The organism is Limnobacter sp., from assembly GCF_036405155.1.
GTDB lineage: Bacteria > Pseudomonadota > Gammaproteobacteria > Burkholderiales > Burkholderiaceae_B > Limnobacter.
In genome coordinates, this window is record NZ_DASWYD010000006.1 from 844111 (window position 1) to 865954 (window position 21844).

The 21844-nt window shown below is 57.0% G+C and carries 20 protein-coding genes; 10 read left to right on the plus strand and 10 right to left on the minus strand.

Annotation, left to right across the window (positions count from 1 at the left end):
- Positions 1-138 precede the first annotated feature (138 nt).
- Both rraA and VGE55_RS10255 read right to left on the minus strand, forming a co-directional pair.
- Positions 139-630 carry a ribonuclease E activity regulator RraA gene (gene rraA, locus VGE55_RS10250; RefSeq protein WP_331131580.1) on the minus strand — a complete coding sequence of 164 codons (492 nt, stop codon included), beginning with the start codon at positions 628-630 and terminating at the stop codon, positions 139-141.
- A gap of 91 nt (positions 631-721) precedes the next feature.
- A complete protein-coding gene (locus VGE55_RS10255; protein ID WP_331131581.1) occupies positions 722-1741 on the minus strand; it encodes an AraC family transcriptional regulator in 1020 nt (339 codons plus the stop codon).
- A 124-nt stretch (positions 1742-1865) separates the two neighbouring features.
- Here VGE55_RS10255 and VGE55_RS10260 point away from each other — a divergent pair, with 124 nt between their 5' ends.
- Positions 1866-2744 (plus strand): metal-dependent hydrolase, encoded by an 879-nt coding sequence (locus VGE55_RS10260; protein ID WP_331131582.1) that lies wholly within the window; start codon positions 1866-1868, stop codon positions 2742-2744.
- A 242-nt stretch (positions 2745-2986) separates the two neighbouring features.
- Here the strand turns inward: VGE55_RS10260 and clpB are convergent, their stop codons facing one another.
- A complete protein-coding gene (gene clpB / locus VGE55_RS10265; protein WP_331131583.1) occupies positions 2987-5575 on the minus strand; it encodes an ATP-dependent chaperone ClpB in 2589 nt (862 codons plus the stop codon).
- A gap of 152 nt (positions 5576-5727) precedes the next feature.
- Between clpB and VGE55_RS10270 the strand changes: the two genes are divergently transcribed.
- Positions 5728-6252, plus strand: a complete 525-nt coding sequence (locus VGE55_RS10270) for a hypothetical protein (protein WP_331131584.1) — start codon at positions 5728-5730, stop codon at positions 6250-6252.
- An 18-nt stretch (positions 6253-6270) separates the two neighbouring features.
- On the opposite strand, the gene VGE55_RS10275 is transcribed toward VGE55_RS10270, so the two are convergent.
- The 5 genes from VGE55_RS10275 to dinB all read right to left on the minus strand — a co-directional run bounded on the left by VGE55_RS10275 (position 6271) and on the right by dinB (position 11631).
- Entirely contained in the window at positions 6271-7608 is a 1338-nt protein-coding gene (locus tag VGE55_RS10275; RefSeq protein WP_331131585.1) for a DsbA family protein, read from the minus strand.
- An 80-nt stretch (positions 7609-7688) separates the two neighbouring features.
- On the minus strand, positions 7689-9014 hold the full coding sequence (gene hemW, locus VGE55_RS10280; protein ID WP_414674996.1) for a radical SAM family heme chaperone HemW: 1326 nt from the start codon (positions 9012-9014) through the stop codon (positions 7689-7691).
- A gap of 1 nt (position 9015) precedes the next feature.
- On the minus strand, positions 9016-9645 hold the full coding sequence (gene rdgB, locus VGE55_RS10285) for an RdgB/HAM1 family non-canonical purine NTP pyrophosphatase (protein WP_331131661.1): 630 nt from the start codon (positions 9643-9645) through the stop codon (positions 9016-9018).
- Between the two features lies 1 nt (position 9646).
- Positions 9647-10375, minus strand: coding sequence for a ribonuclease PH (gene rph, locus VGE55_RS10290; protein ID WP_331131586.1), 729 nt, complete (start codon positions 10373-10375; stop codon positions 9647-9649).
- A 38-nt stretch (positions 10376-10413) separates the two neighbouring features.
- Positions 10414-11631: a DNA polymerase IV gene (gene dinB, locus VGE55_RS10295; RefSeq protein ID WP_331131587.1), complete on the minus strand. Its 1218-nt coding sequence runs from the start codon at positions 11629-11631 to the stop codon at positions 10414-10416.
- An 85-nt stretch (positions 11632-11716) separates the two neighbouring features.
- Here dinB and VGE55_RS10300 point away from each other — a divergent pair, with 85 nt between their 5' ends.
- From VGE55_RS10300 to VGE55_RS10330, 7 genes are all read left to right on the plus strand, one after another.
- The gene (locus tag VGE55_RS10300; protein WP_331131588.1) at positions 11717-12649 is read left to right on the plus strand and encodes a YicC/YloC family endoribonuclease; all 933 of its coding nucleotides are present in this window, start codon (positions 11717-11719) and stop codon (positions 12647-12649) included.
- A gap of 11 nt (positions 12650-12660) precedes the next feature.
- Entirely contained in the window at positions 12661-13308 is a 648-nt protein-coding gene (gmk, locus tag VGE55_RS10305) for a guanylate kinase (RefSeq protein WP_331131589.1), read from the plus strand.
- A 10-nt stretch (positions 13309-13318) separates the two neighbouring features.
- On the plus strand, positions 13319-13525 hold the full coding sequence (rpoZ, locus tag VGE55_RS10310) for a DNA-directed RNA polymerase subunit omega (RefSeq protein WP_256765142.1): 207 nt from the start codon (positions 13319-13321) through the stop codon (positions 13523-13525).
- Between the two features lie 103 nt (positions 13526-13628).
- Positions 13629-14423 carry a septum site-determining protein MinC gene (gene minC / locus VGE55_RS10315; protein WP_331131590.1) on the plus strand — a complete coding sequence of 265 codons (795 nt, stop codon included), beginning with the start codon at positions 13629-13631 and terminating at the stop codon, positions 14421-14423.
- Between the two features lie 11 nt (positions 14424-14434).
- Complete coding sequence (gene minD / locus VGE55_RS10320; protein WP_331131591.1) at positions 14435-15247, plus strand: septum site-determining protein MinD; 813 nt, start codon at positions 14435-14437, stop codon at positions 15245-15247.
- A gap of 5 nt (positions 15248-15252) precedes the next feature.
- Positions 15253-15507, plus strand: a complete 255-nt coding sequence (gene minE / locus VGE55_RS10325; RefSeq protein ID WP_256765145.1) for a cell division topological specificity factor MinE — start codon at positions 15253-15255, stop codon at positions 15505-15507.
- A gap of 48 nt (positions 15508-15555) precedes the next feature.
- Positions 15556-17802, plus strand: coding sequence for a bifunctional (p)ppGpp synthetase/guanosine-3',5'-bis(diphosphate) 3'-pyrophosphohydrolase (locus VGE55_RS10330; protein WP_331131662.1), 2247 nt, complete (start codon positions 15556-15558; stop codon positions 17800-17802).
- A gap of 592 nt (positions 17803-18394) precedes the next feature.
- Here VGE55_RS10330 and greB read toward each other — a convergent pair.
- Positions 18395-18952 carry a transcription elongation factor GreB gene (gene greB / locus VGE55_RS10335; RefSeq protein ID WP_331131592.1) on the minus strand — a complete coding sequence of 186 codons (558 nt, stop codon included), beginning with the start codon at positions 18950-18952 and terminating at the stop codon, positions 18395-18397.
- A gap of 32 nt (positions 18953-18984) precedes the next feature.
- Here greB and VGE55_RS10340 point away from each other — a divergent pair, with 32 nt between their 5' ends.
- Complete coding sequence (locus VGE55_RS10340) at positions 18985-20736, plus strand: EAL domain-containing protein (protein WP_331131593.1); 1752 nt, start codon at positions 18985-18987, stop codon at positions 20734-20736.
- Here the strand turns inward: VGE55_RS10340 and VGE55_RS10345 are convergent.
- A complete protein-coding gene (locus VGE55_RS10345; protein WP_331131594.1) occupies positions 20733-21836 on the minus strand; it encodes a chemotaxis response regulator protein-glutamate methylesterase in 1104 nt (367 codons plus the stop codon). The two genes, VGE55_RS10340 and VGE55_RS10345, sit on opposite strands and share 4 nt — an antisense overlap.
- Between the last annotated feature and the right edge of the window lie 8 nt (positions 21837-21844).

Genomic DNA, 21844 nt, shown 5'->3' on the forward strand with positions numbered 1-21844 from the left:
ATCAATTACTTATGTGTTTTTATGCACGATGTGAAATACTTTTTCTCTTTATAAAAAAGAGCATGGCCTCTAAACCCCGCACTGCACCGTGGGTGAAAAAACGAGAATTTTTGAAGAAAATCCCGTTTTTTCGAGGACTTAGATCAAGGCTTGGTCAGAGACCAACACACCGTCTTCGTCCACGTACACCCAATCACCCGGTCGAACCACGGTGTGACCCAACGCCACAGCGATGTTTTCATGACCAGCCCCGCGCTTTTGGCTTTTCATGGGGTGTGCGTCCAGCGCGCGAATGCCCACGGTGCAGGCATTCAATTCCAGGGTGTCGCGCACGCAGCCGTACACCACAATGCCAGCCCAACCATTTTTGTCGGCCAACACACCGAGGTTGCCACCCACCAATGCGCAGCGCTTGCTACCACCCCCGTCGATAACCAACACCTTGCCGTGGCCTGGCTGTTCAAGCGCAGTGCGCACCAAGGTATTGTCTTCAAACACCTTCAGGGTATGGGCCTGCCCTGCAAATGCACTGGACTTTCCCCAGGCTTTGAACATGGGCTCAACCACCCTGAGGGTGCCAGCCGCAATCTTGTCTTCGTTTGCATCACAAAGGTCGGTTGTGGGTTTCATCGATTCACCAAATTGAACAGTTAATGGGGTCAAAAACAGCATGGACAATTGCCGGCATTGTAACCAGCGAACACCGCCGTTCTGCAGGTATTCAACTCGCAGCTGTCGAATTCTGATTGCGAAATTCGCGGGGTGAAATGCCCTGCCAACGCTGAAATGCGCTGGTGAAACTGCGTCGGTCTGAATAACCCAGTTTGGATGCAATCGTTTCCATGTCCATCACGGAGCCTTTCAACATTTCAATGGCGAGTTCGTGGCGCACCTGGTTGAGCACATCGCCGTAGGAAGAGCCCGACTCTTTCAAATGGCGTTGCAGTGTCCGTGGGTGGATATTCAATTCCGAACAAATCGTGTCCAGTGGCTCGGCCAGCAAACTCAGCCGGGATTTCAGCAAGCGGCGGATTCGCCGGTCCAGTGTGGTTTCTTCCACCTCGGGCAGCAGGCGGTTCAAGATGACTGCTTGCGCCTTCAAGTGCGCCGAAGGGATGCCACCCGGCAACGGCACATCCAGTGCCGAGGCATTGGTGATGAGGCGATTCAACGGTCGGGAAAACAACACGTCGGCCTGCAGCAATTGTTCATATTCCGACACCGCAGCCATGGGGGCATGGCGAAACTCCACCCGCCGCACCAGCGAACCTTGAGGGCTTAACAAGCGCACAAACTTCAGCACCGCGGCCATGGTCGATTCCACAAAGCCGGGCAGGTCGTTGTACACACCGGCGGGGTCCATCACCTTCACTTCCAGCGCCACTTCAGGGCCCTGTATTCGGGTTTCAAATTGAAGGTTGGGATGCAACAACTTGGGCGCCCAGTCCAGCACTTGCATGGCCTCTTGCGGGGTGGATGCACTGGTCACAAAGGTGGCCAACTCGGGCAAGCCGTCAAAATTAAATGAATCGCCAAACACCAGCGGAAAATGGTGTTTGGGCTTGCGGGCCTCCACGGCTTTGAAGAGGGCCGAAAAACAGGGCAGTGACATGCGCCGCCGTGGGTCACCGCTCATGTCGATGTCCAGTTGCAAGGCTTGCATCACTTCATTGAGGTCAATGTCGCAACGGCGCGCAGCATTGGCCAAGCTCGCAAGCATTTGAAAGTTGATGGTTTCCACCCGATCTCCCTATGTCGGAAATTCCGCACTCTGTCGTTATTTCTTCCTTTTTTGTCATTTCAAATCATAGCGTGTGTTGTGGGCATTCGGTAATCTTTATTCCACCAAGCAGTCGGAGGCAGCGATGACAACAACATCATTCAAAGAAGACATTGTGGTTCGCAAGGATTTGGATTTCGGTATTACCGATGGAGACATTCCACGCTACTGGATGGACGGGGATGCGTTCAAGACCCGCGTCATTGACGGTGTGCAAATGAGCTTCCCCGATGGCGAGCGCTATTTCATTTCCAGCGTGCGCAACTTTAAAGACAAAATCACCGACCCTGAATTGTTGAAAGCGGTGAAAGACTTTTCCTTCCAGGAAGGTCAACACGGCAAAGTGCACACCGACTACAACAAGCGCCTGAAAGAGCAAGGCGTGCCGGTTGATAAAATGCTGAAAGTGATCAACAAGATTATGAACGGCCGTTTGGAGCGGATGTCACCCGAATATAACTTGGCCATGACTGCCGCCTTGGAGCATTTCACCGCCATGATGGCCGAGATGTTTTTTGCCCGCAAGGAAGTGATGGCTGGTGCGGACCACCGTGTGCGCGCCATGTTGGCTTGGCATGCGATTGAAGAAATGGAACACAAAGCCGTGGCCTTTGATGTGCTGCAAAAAGTGGCCAAGGTGGGTTACTTTAAACGTTGCCTGGCCATGGCCCATGCCATGTTCAACTTCACCCTGCACACCCTGATTTTCACCTGGGTGATTTTGGGCACGGATGGCTTCAAGGGCTGGACCCGAGTCAAGATGTACGCCAAAGGCCTGGTGTGGTTGTTGGGTCCCAAAGGTTTGTACAGCAGCTTGCTGCCCAAACTGCTGAACTACTTCAAGCCCGGTTTTCACCCCTGGCAGGACCCCACCGTGCACAACTATGGTGTGTGGCTGGACACCTTCAACAAGACTGGCAACCCCGTGCTGGCGGGTGAGGCGATGTACGCCGCGGCGCATTGAGGTGTGTTGAATGCGCGGTGCCACGCCCCCAGCAATGCCGGTGTGCCCGGCGCCGAACAGTCAGCCCACCGATCGGTTTGACCCGCAGAGCATTCGAACACACGGACCGAGATGTTTGAGCCACACAGTGGCGAGTTATCGGTCCGGTTCGAGATGCAAGGGTCAACCTTTACTTTCGGGGGGCGTTCGGCTCGGGCTGCGGGCGTTGCTGGGGGTGCCTACAAAGGCACGGGCCCTAACGACTAATGCACCACCCGCTCAAACGTAAATTCCCCGTCTTTGAAATCCACCGGCACCACATCATTCGGGCCAAACCGGCCTTCCAGAATCATGCGGGACACCGGGTTTTCAATCAGCTGCTGAATGGCACGCTTCAAGGGTCGAGCACCATACAGCGGGTCGAAACCGGCCTTCACCACCTCGTTGATTGCGGCATCGCTCACATCCAGCCCCATGTCGCGGCTGGCCAACCGGCTTTGCAAGCGGGCCAGTTGAATGCGTGCAATATTGGCAATGTGCGCATTGTCCAGCGCATGGAACACCACCAACTCATCCACACGGTTGATGAATTCCGGGCGGAAGTGTTGGCGCACCTCATTCATGACAGCCGCCTTGATGAGTTCGGGCTCTTGCCCGGCCATGCGTTGAATCTCATGTGAGCCGAGGTTGGAGGTCATCACGACCACGGTGTTTTTAAAGTCCACCGTGCGGCCTTGGCCGTCGGTCAGTCGACCATCGTCGAGCACCTGCAACAATATATTGAACACATCGGGATGGGCCTTTTCCACCTCGTCCAGCAAAATCACGCTGTAGGGTTTGCGCCGGACCGCCTCGGTCAAATACCCGCCCTCGTCATAACCCACATACCCGGGGGGCGCACCCACCAAGCGGCTCACGCTGTGCTTCTCCATGAATTCGCTCATGTCGATGCGAATGAGGTGGTCTTCTGAATCAAACAGAAAACCAGCCAGCGCTTTGCACAACTCGGTTTTGCCCACGCCGGTGGGGCCAAGGAACAGAAATGAACCCAGGGGCTTGTTGGGGTCAGACAAGCCAGCCCGTGAGCGGCGAATGGCGTCACTCACCAGGCGCACGGCTTCATCTTGCCCCACCACGCGCTGGTGCAGCACGTCTTCCATCTTGAGCAGCTTTTCGCGCTCGCCCTGCATCATCTTGCTCACTGGAATACCAGTCGCACGGCTCACCACTTCCGCAATTTCCTCGGTGCCCACTTGGGTACGCAGCAATCGGTTGGGCTTTTTCTCGCCACTTTCCGTGTCTTTCACCGCATTCAGTTGCGCTTCCAATTGGGGGAGTTTGCCGTACTGCAACTCCGATACTTTTTGCCAATCGCCCTTGCGCTTCAGCGCTTCGATGTCAGCGCGAATGTGGTCGATCTCTTCCTTGATGGCCGCACTGCCCTGCACGGCCGCTTTCTCGGCCTTCCAGATTTCATCGAGGTCGGCATACTCTTTTTCAAGGCGGGCAATTTCTTCCTCGATCAGGGCGAAACGCTTTTTCGAGGCCTCGTCCGATTCCTTCTTGACCGCTTCACGCTCAATTTTGAGCTGAATCAATCGACGGTCCAGTTTGTCCATTTCCTCCGGTTTGGAGTCAATTTCCATCTTGATGCGCGCGGCCGCCTCGTCAATCAAGTCGATGGCTTTGTCGGGCAGAAAACGGTCGGTGATGTAGCGGTGGCTCAGTTCGGCTGCGGCCACAATCGCGGGGTCAGTGATGTCCACGCCGTGGTGCAACTCATAGCGTTCTTGCAAGCCACGCAAAATCGCAATGGTGCTTTCCACCGAGGGCTCGCCCACCAGCACTTTCTGAAAACGGCGCTCCAGCGCGGCGTCTTTCTCGATGTACTTCCGGTATTCGTCCAGCGTGGTGGCACCAATGCAATGCAACTCACCACGGGCCAGTGCAGGCTTCAACATATTGCCGGCGTCAATGGCCCCCTCGGCCTTGCCTGCACCCACCATGGTGTGGATTTCATCGATGAAAACGATTGTTTGACCCTCGTCGGCTGCGATGTCTTTCAACACCGCTTTCAGGCGTTCTTCAAACTCACCACGGTATTTGGCACCGGCCAGCAGAAGGGCAATGTCCAACACCAACACACGCTTGTTTTTGAGTGTGTCGGGCACCTCGCCATTCACGATTCGCTGTGCCAAACCTTCCACAATGGCGGTCTTGCCCACACCGGGTTCACCGATCAGCACCGGGTTGTTTTTGGTTCGGCGTTGCAAAATTTGAATGGCCCGGCGAATTTCATCGTCGCGGCCAATCACCGGGTCGAGCTTGCCCTGCCGTGCGCGCTCGGTCAGGTCGATGGTGAATTTTTTGAGGGCCTCCCGTTGACTCTCGCCCTCTGCATTGTCCACCGATGCACCACCCCGAAGCTGCTCAATGGCCGTGCCAAGATTGTTGGCATTCAAGCCCGCCTCTTTCATGGCGCGGGCAACGCCAGTGCTTTCGTGCAGGCAGGCCAACAAAAACAATTCGCTGGCAATGTATTGGTCACCGCGCTTTTGGGCCTCTTTGTCGGTCAGGTTGAGGGCAGCCTGGAGTTTGCTGCTGATCTGGATTTGCCCTGCATTGTTGGCCACCTGTGGCAGGTTGTTCACGTCCTGTTCCAAGGCCTTTTGCAGTACGGCTGGGTTTCCGCCGGCCTTGCTCACCACGCCACGAATGGACCCGTCGCCCTGACGCAACATGGCCAGCAGCACGTGGGCAGGCTCAATGGTGGGGTTGTCCTTACCGACGGCCAAGCTTTGGGCATCGGCCAAGGCTTCCTGAAATTTGGTGGTCAGTTTGTCCAGTCGCATGTGTAAACCCTTTTTTAATCAAATTGAGTCAAAATGCAGGTGCATTCCATCATGAGCCAGACATGTGGGCGCACGGATGTATTTCAAGAGCTTATGCTTTTTCAGACCGAATGCCTTGACCTGAGTCAAGCAGATTATTTAACCGGCCAGCCATGCAAATCAAACAACTGCAAATTGCGTACGCACCCGAACACGACCGCCTGCTGTTGAGAATCAACTCGGCCGATCATCAAGAGGTGCGTTGCTGGTTGACCCGCCGCATGGTGAACATGTTGATACCCAGCCTGGACGACATGATGGCAACCTTGCTATCCAGTGACCGACCACTGAACGACGTGGGTCGCAAGGCGCTGTTGGACATGAGCCGAGAGGTGTCGCTGTATTCGGCAGATTTTTCAACGCCCTTTCAGGACAAGGAAACGGATACACCCCTGGGTGCCGAACCCCTGCTGATTACCCAGATTGAATTGCGGCCAGGCGGGGAAGGCCCCACCGAAGAGCTGGTGTTGAAACTCTGCGCCTCATCGGGCAAGGGGTTTGAGATGCGAATGGCCGAACAGCTGCAGCATGGGTTCGCCGACCTCTTGATTCGCACCTGTGCTCAAGCGGAATGGGGACTGCATTTCAAGGGCACGTCCAGCATCATCGAGCGGCCGGAGAGCAAACATTTGAATTAATTTGCCAAATCGGCGATGTCAGGCAGTTTCTCGAGCTTTGTTGACGGGTGCTTGAATGGCCCCCGACTGCAAGGCCTCACGAACCAACCACAGTCGATCCTGCCCCCAAGTGCACATCTTTCCGACTCGGAAAGAAGGCACCCCCCACAAGCCCATCTGGAACAGCTCATGGCGATTGGCCTCAGCCACCATGCGCCAATGATCCTCCTGCAACGCTTGCTGGGCACGTCGCCAGTTCAACCCGGCGCGCTCCACGATCTGACACAGTCCACGGTCGCTACCAGCGTCCAAACCCTCAGACCAAACCCCTTTCATGAAGGACAACACGTACGCCTGCCCCCGACCATGGCGCTCGGCAAACGGAATCAGCGCCAAGCCACGTTCGGCTGGGCGCCCCACCGGATCATTCAAACGGCCAAACGGGATGCCATGAAAACGCGCCTCCCGTGCTGTGTCGTGTGCAATGTACTGGCGCTTGTTTTTGGGTACAGGTAAGCCCCGCATGACCATGGGCAACACATACTTCAAATTGACTTTGGCGCCGCTCAAGCGGGCCAGTTCAAACACGCGAGGCGCCACAATCGCCGAGTACGGGCTGCGAAATGAAAAATAAAAATCAATGGGGGGCGGATCGCTGCAGGCAAAAGGCTCTGTAGGGTCGGTGTCTGGTTGGCACAGAAAATCACGGTGACCGAAAGTGCCCACATTTTCCAAATGGAGCCCTTTGAGACGCGTTTCAAGGTGATGCAAACGGTCCAACCCCCAGTACCATTCCCCTTCGTAATACAACATGCCACCCAGATAATGGCCCCACGACTCACGCAAACGGTCGGACTGGGCCAGATGACTGCGAAGCTCCGCCTCAGAACCTTCATCGGTTCCCAAGGTTTCTTCTGACAACTGATTGGTCCACAGACAGCGGCCCAACTCATGGGCCACCGACAAAAACTCCAGCGGGCGACCCACGGTAGTCAACACACTGCGCTGAACAGCGCGGATTAGTGCTGCATTGGGCTGTTGACCTGGGTTGGTATATGCCAAACCATGCCGGTTGGCCAGGCGTTGCGCATCCTGGCGACTGAATTGCTCCAGTTTGGCTCGCTCGGGGGCGGATGCTGAGTCTGGTGGACTACACACATGGATGGACAACTCAATGGCATACCGCTTCAGCAAGCTGGGTAACACCTGAACCAACAGTGCGCTGTAGGGGTCGTCGACTTGGTGAAAGTAATGCACGGTGTGGGGGCGCCCCTGCTTCAGGCGCAACACCTCGGCCTTGGCCCGCTTGCGGTGGAGGGTTGCCTCGGAAAACACGCGCTCGGTGATGGCAGGCATCAACAATGATTTGATGGACATGGCGGGCCATTGGGTCAGTGGACTGACGCCAATGTGCCATTTTTATTTACACATTGTCAACATAGAAAAAAAGGGGGCCCTCAATCGCTGGTCAAAAACAGGCTCTGAACATCGTTCAAAAAGCGAAACCCCAACGCGGTGGGCTTCAAAATGCCGGGTTGGGAGTCCATCAGCCCCTTCTTCAAGGCGTGGCGAAGGCCACGCTGCAAATCACTCAGAGGCCGGCCACAACGTTCCACAAACCACTGCTCGGGTGCGCCCTCCATCAGGCGCAATGCGTTCAGCATGAATTCAAAAGGCAGTTCTTGGGTGGACAGCGTTTGTGAGGCCAGGCCGTCTCCCTGCCCCTCAAGCCATGCTTGCATGTAACCCTGGGGGTTGCGCGGGCGGGTTTCCCGTTCAATTCGGTTGGGGTAGCTGATTTTTGCATGGGCGCCAGCACCAATCCCCAAGTAATCGCCAAACCCCCAGTAATTGAGGTTGTGTTGGCAACGGTGGCCGGGTTTTGCAAAGGCGGAAATTTCGTACCGCTCATAACCAGCCTGCGCGGCCAAGTTGTGCACAGCATCCTCAATGTCGGCCAAAGTGTCGTCATCGGGCAATGGGGGTGGATGCTGCGCGAACAGGGTGTTGGGCTCCATGGTCAGTTGGTAGAGGCTGAGGTGGGTGGGACCCAACTCGATGGCTTGGGCCACATCGCGCTTGGCTTGCGCCTGCGTTTGGTGGGGCAAGCCATACATGAGGTCAACATTCACCTCATCAAACAATTGAACCGCAGCGGCGACGGCCTGAACGGCTTGGTCGCCACTGTGAATTCGGCCCAAGGCCTTCAAATGTGTGGTGGAAAAACTTTGTACCCCAATCGACAAGCGTGTAACACCGGCTTCACGAAAACCACGAAAACGCTCAAGCTCAAAGGTACCGGGGTTGGCTTCCAACGTGATTTCACCGCTTTGCGGCATGCCCAACCGGGCCCGCACAGCGCCCAGCAGTTCGTCAATCAACTCAGGTGCGAACAACGATGGCGTGCCCCCACCGATGAACACGGAATACAACTTGCGGCCCCAAATTTTGGGCAACTGCTGGTCGAGGTCAGCCAGCAGCGCAGCCAGGTAACGGCGCTGCAAGTCCATGGGCAAGGTGTCGGCTGGCTTAAACACCGCTTCCGATGAATGATCAGGCTCAAGACTTGAGCCTGACGAACGCACCACCGCCACCTCCCGGAATGGGCTTTGCGGGGCCAGGTGGCTGTTGAAGTCACAGTATGGGCATTTGCGCACACACCAAGGCAAGTGAATGTACAAGCCCAAGGGCGGCATGGCCGAAAATTGAAGTTCACCGGGCTTGAACACCCGCGACACCAAATTGAATGCCGTGGTGGCGCCCTGCCCTGTGGGTGTATCCACGTTAGACTGCCTTCGTGAGGTTCAAGCGCTGCTGCAGTTCCTGCAGCAAGGCCTGTGTGGCCTGTGCCCGGTGGCTGTACTGGTTTTTCTGTGCCTTGGGCATTTGCGCGGCGGTGCAGGCATGCTCGGGCAGCCAAAAGTGCGGGTCGTAACCAAACCCATGCTCGCCCCGCGGTGTGTCCAATACCTCGCCCCACCACATTTTTTGTGCAACCGTGGGGGTTGGGTCATCGGCATGGGCCACCCACACCATGGCGCACACAAAGTAGGCCCGGCGGTCCATGATGCCCTTCAGTTGCTCAACCAAACAGGCATTGTTGTTGGCATCGCTTTTTTCACGCCCAAAGAGGGTGGCATACCGGGCAGACAACACACCCGGTGCGCCCTGTAAAGCGGGCACGCACAAACCCGAGTCATCGGCCAGTGCCGGCCGCCCGGTCAGGCGGCTGGCATGTCTGGCTTTGGTCAAGGCATTTTCGATGAAGGTGTGGAAGGGCTCTTCCGCATCGGGCACACCCAGCTCGCCCTGCGCCACCCACTCAATGCCCCATGGGGCAAACAGGTCTTGAAATTCCTTCAGCTTGCCTTTGTTGCCAGAGGCCAATACCCACGCCTGGTCAGCCACCACCATGTCACTCACCCGCCAGTGCCGCTTTTTGCAAACGAACCAACTCGGCAATGCCTGCAGCAGCGCTGTCCAGCATGCCGTTCAATTCGCCACGGCTAAATGCCGCACCTTCGGCAGTGCCCTGCACTTCGACAAACCCGCCGGCTTCCGTCATGACCACATTCAGATCGGTTTCGCAGTTGGAGTCTTCATCGTAATTCAGGTCGAGCACCACCTGGCCATTGACCACGCCCACCGACACCGCCGCCACAAATTGGGTGATGGGGCTTTCAGCCAATGCACCACTTTTCAGCAGAGAGCCCACGGCATCGGCGACAGCCACCATGGCACCCGTAATGGACGCGGTGCGGGTACCCCCATCGGCCTGAATCACATCGCAGTCAATTTTCAGCGTGCGCTCGCCCAGCTTGTTCAAATCAACCGCCGCACGCAGGGCGCGGCCAATCAGGCGTTGAATTTCCTGTGTGCGGCCACTCTGCTTGCCTTTGGCCGCCTCACGGTCCATGCGGGAATGGGTTGAGCGGGGCAACATGCCATACTCGGCCGTCAACCAGCCCTGGTTTTGGCCTTTCAAAAAGCCGGGGACTTTGTCTTCCACCGAGCAGGTGCACAACACATGGGTGTCGCCAAAGCGCACCATGACAGACCCCTCGGCATGTTTGGTGTAATGGCGTTCAAGGGAGACGTGGCGCAGCGCTTGGGGGCTGCGGCCATCGAGGCGGGGGCTGCTCATGAATACTCCGGCTTTTCAATGTGGATGAATTGTACGAATTATCCCCCATCTTCCAGGCCCAAATCCAACTGCGCGGCAGACTGGGCTGCGGAACGCGCGCCCGGTTTGGCCTGCTGCACAGGGTGTGCAGCCTCCTCAACCGTCAACAAATGGCTGGCCTTGATGCCCAACAAGCGGATGTTGGCGCGGGCGCCGTGGGGGGTGAAGGGGATTTTTTTCAAACATTCCCGAGCAGCCTGCACCAAGGATTCAGCTGTGCCATGCGCCTGCCCGGTGGTGATGTCGCGGGTGAGGGACTTGAAATCCGCAAAACGCACCTTCACCCCCACTGTGCGGGCCAAGCGCTGCTTGCGATCCAGGTCCTTGGCCAGTTTCTCGGCCAGGTGCAGCAAAATCTGGGTGAGTTGGTCGCGGTCTCGCCGCACGTGCATGTCCTGCTCGAAGGTGGTCTCGCGGCTAATGCTTTTGGGCTCGGAGTACAGGGTTACCTCGCGGTCGTCCCGTCCGTGGGCACTGTGGTGCATCCACAGGCCATACGTATCGCCAAAGCGGGCCTGCAATACATCCACTGGTTGAGCTGCCAGGTCCGCAATCGTTTGCACATTCATCGCATGCAGTTTTTCCTGTGCCTTGGGACCGATGCCATTGATTTTTCCCACCGACAAAGGCCAGATGATGCTACGGAACTCCTCGGGTCGAACAATGGTGAGCCCATGGGGCTTGCGCAGGTCTGAGCAAATTTTTGATGTCAGTTTGTTCTGGGACAAACCAATGGAACAGGTCATCCCGCCGGTTGCTTCAAACACCGCTTGCTGCAACTGGCGCGCCAATTGCTCGGCTGCGGCGTAGTCACCGCCCGTTTGCTCGCTCAGGTCCAAATAAATTTCATCAATCCCACGGTCTTCCAGCAAGGGGGCGAGTTCGCGCACAGCCGCTTTAAAACGGCGTGACTGGGTTTTGTACCACTCAAAATCGGCCGGCAACAAAATAGCCTGTGGTGCAAGTTTGGCCGCTTTCATGGTGGGCATGGCCGAATGCAAGCCCAAGGCACGGGCCTCGTAATTGGCGGTCGTGAGCACGCCACGGCCGGCGTACTGGCCCAGCGTGGGAAAGGCCTGCCCAGGCAGCGGCTTCAAGCCGCGTGGCCCACCCACAGCGACAGGCAAGCCCTTCAGGGCCGGGTTGCGCACCAGCTCGGCGTTGGCATAAAACGCATCCATGTCGAGGTGGGCGATGATTCGTCGGGCTAACTCCACAAGGCTTCCAGAGAACATCTGCACGAACAGTTTACAATCCCTCCAACATCCACACGGCCATGTGCCATTGAACCGAGCCAATCCGATGAGCAAGCAACCCGGCAAAAACACCGCCAGCATCCACAGCATGACCGGCTTTGCCAACGTGCAAAAAACCACCCGTGCAGGCACGCTCAGCATGGAACTGCGCAGCGTGAACTCCCGCTTTCTGGATTTGAACTTCCGCATGCCCGACGACCTGCGCCTGTGCGAACCCCTGGTCCGAGAAAAACTGATGGCCAGCCTGTCGCGCGGCAAGGTGGAGTGCCGCATCTGCTGGGGCCGTGCCGAAGGCGAAAAACGCATTCCGCAAGTGGACCTCGCCCAAGTGCAAATGCTGGCTGAGCTGGAATCCAGCATTCAGTCGGTGCTGCCACGGGCCAACGGCTTCCGGATTACCGAAATTTTGAATTGGCCTGGCGTGGTGGAAGACAACAGCCTTCAAGGCGATGAGCTGCTGGAAACCGTGAGCCAATTGTGTGACGAGGCCATTGATGCGCTGAAAGCCACCCGCGAACGGGAGGGCGCTCAATTGGCAGCTGTATTGAATGAGAAAATTGATGGCATGGAAGGCGTGCTCAACAGCCTGCTGCCCCAATTGCCGGAATTCTTGGCCCACTACGAAGGCAAAATCCGCGAGCGCATGACTGACATACTGGACAAGGTGGTGCAAAACAGTGCCAGCCACTTGAAGGTGGAAGACCTGGAAGACCGCATCAAGCAGGAAGTGGCCTTGCACAGCGTGCGCATTGATGTCAAAGAGGAAATGGACCGATTGAACACCCACTTCACCGAGGTGCGCCGCATTTTGAAACAGGGTGGCGTGGTGGGCAAGCGACTGGACTTTGTGACGCAGGAACTGAACCGCGAGGCCAACACCTTGGGCAGCAAAGCCCATGCGATTGCGCAAACCCAGGCCTCCATTGACCTGAAGGTGCTGGTGGAGCAGTTTCGCGAACAAGTCCAGAACATCGAATAAGGCTGTTTCAAATGAACCAACTCGCACAACCCTCGGCCCAACCCCACTATGCCGGTAGCCTGTTTATCGTCAGTGCGCCTTCGGGTGCCGGGAAATCATCCCTGGTCAAGGCGCTGCTGAGTGAGGTGGATGGCATCGGCCTGTCGATTTCCAACACCACACGCCGCCCTAGGCCGGGTGAACAGGACGGGGTGGACTACCACTTCATTTCCGAGCATCAATTTGAGGCCATTCGGGACCAGGACGGCTTTCTGGAATGGGCCCACGTGCATGGCAATTACTACGGTACCTCGCGCCAGTGGGTGGAGGGCCAAATGGCCACCGACCGGGACGTGCTGCTTGAAATTGATTGGCAAGGCGCCGAACAGGTGGTGCGCAAGGTGAGCAATGTGGTGTCCATTTTTATTTTGCCGCCCAGCCTTGAAGAGCTTGAGCGACGCTTGCGTGGGCGCGGAACCGATGCCGAGGAAGTGATTTTGAAGCGAATGGGCGCCGCACAATTGGAAATCGAGCAGGCTCGACGCTTTGATTATGTTATCCTTAACGACAATTTCGATCAGGCTCTGCTGGAGCTGAAATCCATTGTTTATGCCGCACGGTGCCGCTTTAACCAGCAAATGGCCCGCCACGGCGAACAACTCAAAAGTATTGGACTGTAAGGAACCCACGATGGCCCGCATCACCGTTGAAGACTGCCTGAAACGCATCCCCAACCGCTTCGAAATGGCCCTCTCAGCCACCTACCGCGCACGCATGCTGGCCCAGGGCCACACGCCCAAGGTAGAAGCCGGCAAGGACAAACCCACGGTCACAGCCCTGCGTGAAATCGCGGCTGGTGAAGTGGGTGTGGAAATGCTCAAACGCGTGCCCATCTAAGTTTTTCAGGTTAAACGTCACACAAGCCCGAGACCACCATGGCTCGGGCTTTGTGCTTCTGGAACACCCCTCATTAATTGATTGCACCACCCATCACACCCCCGTGAACACCAGCACCCATTCCCTACTGGACATCCGTTTTGCCTCAACCAAGGCAGTGGCTTTTGTGTTGAAACCAGCCCCCCAGGCTGAATTGCTGGAGGCCGTGCGCAAACGGCTGGGCCCAACACCCGGCATTTACAGTGCTGAAACCACCCTGCTGGACCTCAGTGCCTTCACAGCCGAACAACTGACAGAATATGGCATCGACCTGACAGCATTTGCCAGCCTGTTCAAAGAAGCCGGTGTGCATTGGGTCGAATTGCGCGGTACGGCCACCGGGCTGGAAGACCAGGCCGAAGCCCTGGGTATTCGATTTGAGGCAGGCGCTGAGTACACTCAAACCCATGCAGCGCCCCAACCGGTTGAAACAAACAGTGAGGAACCCAGCGGAGCGGATGTCACTGCGGCAGAGCCAACCAGCCCTGAGAACCAGGACACCAACGCCCGCAAAACCCTGGTGATTGAGCAGTCGGTGCGCAGCGGTCAAAAATTTTACGCACAAGGCGCTGACCTGGTCGTGATGGGCCAAGTGTCTGCCGGTGCCGAGGTGATTGCCGATGGCAACGTGCATGTCTACGGTGTGCTTCGAGGCCGCGCCCTGGCGGGTGCTGCCGGTGACCGCGATGCCCGCATCATCTCCACCTGCTTCGAGCCGGAACTGGTGGCCGTGGCAGGTTACTATTTAACTTTCGAGGGCGGTTTCCCTGAAGACAACCGTTCCAAGCCCACACTCGTTTATTTAGATCAAAGCCAAGAGCAGGCCAGCCTGAAACTCAAGGCCCTCAACATCCGCTAGGAGAACTTTTCGTGAGTCGAGTCATTGTTGTCACATCCGGTAAAGGTGGCGTCGGAAAAACCACCACCAGCGCAAGCTTTGCGTCTGGACTGGCCCTGCGTGGCTTTAAAACTGTCGTGATCGATTTCGACGTGGGCCTGCGCAACCTCGACCTCATCATGGGCTGCGAACGCCGCGTGGTGTACGACTTGGTGAACGTCATCAATGGTGAAGCAACCCTGCAACAAGCCTTGATCAAGGACAAACACTGCCCGATGCTGTCCATTTTGCCGGCCTCGCAAACCCGCGACAAAGACGCGCTGAGCGAAGAAGGCGTGGAAAAAGTGATCAAAGACCTGTCCGAGATGGGTTTTGAATACATTGTGTGCGACAGCCCGGCCGGTATTGAACGCGGTGCAGTGATGGCGTTGACCTTTGCAGACGAAGCCATTGTGGTGACCAACCCGGAAGTGTCGTCCGTGCGCGACTCGGACCGCATCATCGGCATTTTGCAAGCCAAAAGCAAACGCGCCAAGGAAGGCGGCGAACCTGTGAAGGAACACCTGCTGATCACGCGTTATTCGGCCAAGCGGGCCAACGATGGCGAGATGTTGAGCCACACCGACGTGGCAGACCTGCTGCGCATTCCGCTCTTGGGTGTCATTCCAGAGTCTGAAACGGTGCTGCAGTCGTCCAACCAGGGCATGCCGGTGATTCATGCCGAGAACAACGATGCGGCTGAAGCCTACCAGGACTGCATTTCACGCTTTTTGGGCGAGACCAAACCCCTGCGTTTTGTGGACTACGAAAAGCCTGGCCTGCTCAAGCGCCTGTTTGGAGGTTAATGGCCATGTCCCTCCTCACGATGCTGTTTGGCGAGAAGAAGAAATCCGCCAGTGTTGCAAAAGAACGACTGTCGCTGATCATCGCCCGGGAACGGGTGGACACCGACGGTCCTGACTTTCTGCCCCAAATGCGGGACGAATTGATGCAGGTGATTGCGAAATACGTCAAGATCAACCACGACGACATCAAGTTTAATCTTCAAAAACAAGGCAATATGGAGATGCTTGAAGTGAATATCGTGTTGCCGGATCAGAAGTAAATCCGTCACAATAGACTTCCGAAGGTGTTGTAGGTTTGAATGGGGTTGATGCAAGCCAGAGAGTTACATTCTGAAACCAATCCATCAGCTGCTCGACCCGGTGTCGTGTCCGGTGTGGTCTCCATCGCCCAGTTGATTGGGGCCGCCTCGGCTTACCTGCCAGAGGCGGAGATCAAACGCGTCCGCGAAGCCTACAAATTTTCTGACTCCGCACACCTGGGCCAGTTCCGGGCCACCGGCGAACCCTACATCACCCACCCCATCGCCGTGGCCGAGCTGTGCGCCAGTTGGCGACTGGACAGCCAAGCCATCCAGGCCGCCCTGCTCCATGACGTGATGGAGGATTCGGGCGCAACCAAAGACGACCTCATTGACCGGTTTGGGCCCGCCGTGGCCGACCTGGTGGATGGCTTGTCCAAACTGGACAAGATGGAGTTTTCCTCGCGCGAAGAGGCGCAGGCTGAAAACTTCCGGAAAATGCTGCTGGCCATGGCCCGCGACTTGCGGGTGATTTTGGTGAAACTGGCCGACCGCCTGCACAACATGCGCACGCTGGACATCATGAGTCCGTCCAAGAAGCGTCGCATTGCCTTGGAAACCCTGGAGATTTACGCGCCCATTGCCCACCGGCTGGGTTTGAACGAAATTTTCCGGGAACTGCAAGACCTCAGCTTTAAACACGCCTTCCCCATGCGTTACCAGGTGCTGCGCAAAGCGGTGTTGGCCGCGCGGGGCAACCGCCGTGAGGTGGTGGGCAAAATTCTGGAAGCGGTCGAAAAGTGCCTGGGCGATGCAAAAATTGAATGTCAGGTGTATGGCCGGGAAAAAGCGCTGTTTGGCATTTACCGGAAAATGATTGAAAAGCGCCTGAGCTTTTCGCAAGTGCTGGACGTGTATGGCTTTCGCGTGGTGGTGAAAGACATGCCCACCTGCTACCTGGCGCTGGGCATGCTGCACCAACTGTTCAAACCGGTGCCGGGCAAGTTCAAAGACTACATCGCCATTCCCAAAGTGAATGGCTACCAAAGCCTGCACACCACCCTGCTGGGCCCGTATGGTACCCCGGTGGAATTTCAAATCCGCACGGAAGACATGCACCGGGTTGCCGAAAAAGGCGTTGCATCCCACTGGCTTTACAAGGGCGATGGCGACGGCTTGAACACCATTCAAACCCAAACCCACCGTTTGCTGCAAAGTTTGCTGGACATTCAGAACCAGACGGGAGACTCAGCCGAGTTTTTGGAACACATCAAGGTGGACCTGTTCCCTGACGCGGTGTACGTGTTCACGCCCAACGGCAAAATCATGAGCCTGCCGCGTGGAGCCACCGTGGTGGACTTTGCGTATGCGGTGCACACCGATGTGGGCAACCACTGTGTCGCAGCCCGCGTGAACCAGGTGATTGAACCTCTGCGCACGGTGCTCAAGAGTGGTGACGTGGTAGAAATCATCACGGCACCACACTCCCGCCCCAACCCGGTGTGGCTGGGGTTTGTCAGGTCTGGCAAGGCACGCTCTGAAATTCGGCACTACTTGAAGTCGATGAATACCGAGGAAACGGTGCGATTGGGCAACCGGCTGCTGGACCAGGCCTTGGAAGCCGACAACATCCGTTTGAATGAATTAAGCCAGGATGTGTGGGACCGGTTGATGAAAGACTCTCAGGTCAGCACCAAGGAAGAATTACTGGCCGACATTGGGGCCGGTCGTCGGGTGGCCCCGGTGGTGGCCCGCCGTGTGCTGATGGCGCTGGGCAAGGTGGACGCCCGGGTGGATGCACCGGCCTCGGCTGGTGGTCAGGTTCGTGCGCCCATCATTGTGCATGGTGGTGAGGGCATGTCGGTGCAAAGGGCCAATTGCTGCATGCCCATTCCGGGCGACGCCATCATCGGCTACGTGCGCAAAGGGTCGGGCCTCATCATCCACACCGATGAATGTGACAACGCCCGCAAGCAAATCCGCAAGGAACCCGAGCGTTGGACCGATGTGAAATGGGCAGAAGACATCACGCGACAGTTTGATGTGAATGTGGACTTGCAAGTGCTCAATGAAAAGGGCGCCTTGGCCACGGTGGCCGCCACCTTGAGCGACTTGGGGGCCAACATCACCAACCTGACCATGAGCGACGAAACCGCCAACCGCAAAGTGCTGCATTTCACCATCCAGGTCAATGACCGAATCCACTTGGCGCGTATTTTGATGGCCTTGCGACGGCTTGAATATGTGGAGCGCGTGGCTCGGGCCAAGGGCAAAACCTTTGTGAAAACGCGGATCCTTCACACACCTGGGTTGTGAGCACTGTCTGTTTTACTGACTCTTCCGGATATCGGTAGCCTGGGCCTCTCGATTGCCCCCGGTAACACCGCTCAACCGTGCCTGTTGGCATAGCCCCCAGCAACACCGGTAACCCGGTCCGAACGCCCCCCGAAAAGTAAAGGTTGCCCCGCGCCTTCGAACCGTCCCGAGAACTCACCACTGCGTGGCTCAGACATCTCGGTCCGTGCGTTCGAATGCTCTGCGGGTCAAACCGATCGGGGGGCTGACTGTTCGGCGCCGGGCATACCGGTATTGCTGTGGGCATGGCACCGAGTCGCATAGCGGCCTGCGTGGTTCACCTCCCCTGCAGCGACAGTCAGGACAATCTGCAAAACCGTGACAAGCAGGCGCGGTGGGCACAGCCTTCCGGCTGGCCCAGAGGTCGATTCCCGACCGTGTTTTTTGGAGGGTCGACCTCAGCGGTCGCGAGGCCCAGGTTTTGAACAACAGATTGGCCGTCGCCAAGGGTGAGGGAACCGCGTGGTGCCGCGATTCAGAACGCGGTCAAGGGAGTGAATATGCTGGCGGCCATGCGCACACCGCCAAGGACGAAGGAACTGCGCAGCGCAGCTCACTCCACAACGTACCGAATTTCAACCACCTCAAGCTCGTCCGGCCCAGCCGGTGTCATCAGGCGAACGGTGTCTCCTTCCTTGGCCTTGAGCAGCGCTCGCGCCACGGGTGAAATCCAGCTGATGTGCCCCTTCGCCGGGTCGACTTCATCAACCCCAACAATCTTCACTGTGAGTTCGTCGCCTTTGCTGTTGATGTAGGTCACGGTGGCACCGAAAAATACGCTGTCCAACCCCTGCTGGGTCGCCGGGTCAACCACCTCGGCAATTTCGGTGCGTTTGGTCAGAAAACGAATGCGGCGGTCAATTTCCCGCAAGCGTTTTTTACCATAGAGATAATCGCCGTTTTCAGAACGGTCACCATTGGAGGCTGCCCAAGACACCACCGACACCACTTCGGGCCTTTCGATTTTCACGAGGTGTGTCAATTCGTCACGCATGCGGCGGTAGCCTTGTGGGGTGACGTAATTTTTTGCACCCACGGGCAGTGCAGCGGCGCCTTCTGGCGCATCGTCATCGTGCTCGGTTTCCGTCTCTTTGGTGAATGCCTTGCTCATGGTTTACAACACTGGACAGCATTTGCAGAAGTGTGCAGGATACCGTAAAGCGCCACGGCGTGGACAACAACAAAAGCCCCATGAATTCGACTGCGCAAAGCCCTTGCATACTGATTGTTGACGACAGCGAAGACGACTTTGTCCTGATAGCGCGGCAACTGCACAAAACCTGGCCAACGGCCAGCATCCTTCACGCGGCCGATGAGAAGACATTGGTGCATGCGCTGGAACAGCACGATGCCGATGTGGTGATCTGCGATTATTCCATGCCGGACCTGACGCATGACCATGCTGCAAACCTGCTTGAGCAGCACCGGCCCGGCACGCCACTGATATTGCTCTCAGGCATGGCCTCGGAAGCACACGGTATTGCAGCCATGCATGCGGGGGTTCGGGACTATGTCGAAAAGTCCAAGCCAGAACGGTTAGTGCCGGCCATACGCCGTGAGCTGGACACCTTGCGGCTTAAACGCGAAAAACATTTGCTGGAGCAGGCCCACCGACGGGCGGTTTACTTCGATGCGTCCAGCGGCTTTCTGAATCGGGAGGGCCTGCTGAAAGCGTTGTCCGGGCTGATGCTGAATAGCGCACAGGGACAAGACCTGTGTTTGTTCAGCATTCAATTGTCACGTCACCAAATGCGGGGCATGGAACTGGACCCGCGCGCGCGTCGCAACATGCTGGACAGGGTGGTGGGCCGCGTTCGAGAAGTGTTTCCCAACGATATTTTGTGCCGATGGTCGGACACTACTTTGGCGGTGGTCAGCAATGGATTTGACTGGGCGCACCCCGGTAGCGCCCTGCTGGAGCGCCTGTCAGCTGTGGAAGCCCATTTGAACAGACCGTTTCTGCTGGACAATATTTCGCTGCGGCCGCGCATGCGACTTGGTTTGGCGCGCCCAGGCCGGGATGGCACCCACGCAGCCGAACTGGTGACCCATGCACAGGCCGTGGCTGGTGTTCTTGAGCTGCGCTCATTTGAATTGCTGCGCGCTGTGGAAACCGAGGTACACAGCTTGGCGAAACGCCGCAGGGCCATTGAATTGGGCTTGGCCAAGGGCATTGAAAACCACCAACTGGTGCTGAACTTCCAACCCATTGAAGACCTGAAAACAGGCCAGGTTTGTGGCCTGGAGGCCTTGGTGCGGTGGACACACCCTGAGCTGGGCTTGATCATGCCCGGCGAGTTCATTCAGGTGGCTGAGGACACGGGCTTGATTGAGGCACTGGGCGATTGGGTGATTCGAACTGCAGCCCGGCAGGTAAAGGCTTTCCACGAGGCCGGTCATGTGTTGTGGTGCTCGGTGAACTGCTCAGTCGGCCAACTGATGAATCCGGATTTTCCGTCCAAAGCCGTGGCCAGCATCCGTGAAAGCGGTCTGGACACTCACTGGATTGAGTTTGAGGTGACCGAATCTGCAGCGATTGACCACATGGACAGCACGGTGGACGCTTTGAACCAACTGCGTGCGGCCGGCTGCTCAATCGCCATGGACGACTTCGGTACAGGTTATGCATCGCTCAACTACCTGCGCCAACTGCCCATGGACGTGCTGAAGATTGACAAGAGTTTTGTCAGCGACTTGCTGGACAGCCCATCGAGTCGAAAAATTGTGCAGGCCGTGATTGACCTGGCTCACGCCTTGAGCCTGGTGGTGCATGCAGAGGGCATAGAAACCGCCGAACAACGACAGGCCTTGGTGGACATGGGGTGCGACCGGCTTCAGGGGTATCTGTTCTCCAGACCCCTGAGTGCCGATGCGTTGCTGGCTTGGTTACATTAAACGCGGATGGCTGCGCGTCCACCGATTTTGGACAAATGCTCCAGCAGCCGTTTGGCAATTTGATTGAGTGGAACCACTTCATCGGCAGCACCCAAGGCAATCGCTTCACGGGGCATGCCAAACACCACACAACTGGCTTCATCCTGACAAATGTTGTAGGACCCGGCCTTCTTCATGTCTGCCATGGCCTGTGCGCCGTCCTTGCCCATGCCGGTCAGCATCACGCCAATGATGTTGCGGGGTGAGACTTCAGTTCCCGACTTGAACAACACCTCGACCGATGGCTTGTGGCGATTGACCGGCTCGCTGTCTTCCAGTTGGCAAATGTAGTTGGCGCCGTTTCGGCCCAGCTTCAGATGCTTGTCACCCGGGGCAACGTAGGCATGTCCCGGCAGCACCCGTTCACCATGCGTGGCTTCTTTCACGGTGATCTGGCACACTTGATTCAAGCGGTCCGCAAAGCTTTTGGTGAACCCGGCTGGCATGTGCTGCGTGATCAAAATGGCAGGCGAATCGGTGGGCAATTGTTCGAGAATCACGCGGATGGCTTCAGTACCGCCAGTGGATGAACCCATCAGCACCAGTTTTTCCGTGGCAGCAAACCGGTTACCCAAGGCCGCCGGGGCAATCACAGGCTTGGCGACTTCTGAGCCTGCCAGGGCAGCTGCAGATTTCTCGGGCAATTTGGTCAAACGATAACGGGCGGCATAGGCTGCGCGGATTTTGTCGGTGATTTCATTGGCGTAGTCCAGCATGCCCTGACTGATGTCGAGTTTGGGCTTGGTCACAAAATCCACCGCCCCCAGTTCCAGGGCTTTAAACGTGACGTCAGCGCCTTTGTCGGTCAAGGTAGACACCATCACCACCGGCGTGGGTCGCAAACGCATGATGCGCTCCAGGAATTCAATACCATCCATTTTGGGCATTTCAATGTCCAACGTAATGACGTCTGGATTCAATCGCTTGATGTGCTCTCGCGCAATGAACGGGTCGGGCGCTGTGGCCACGGTCTCCATGTCGGGTTGCGAATTGATGATTTTGGTCATCAAGTTGCGGATCAGGGCAGAATCGTCGACGACGACCACTTTGATCTTGCTCATGAGAATCC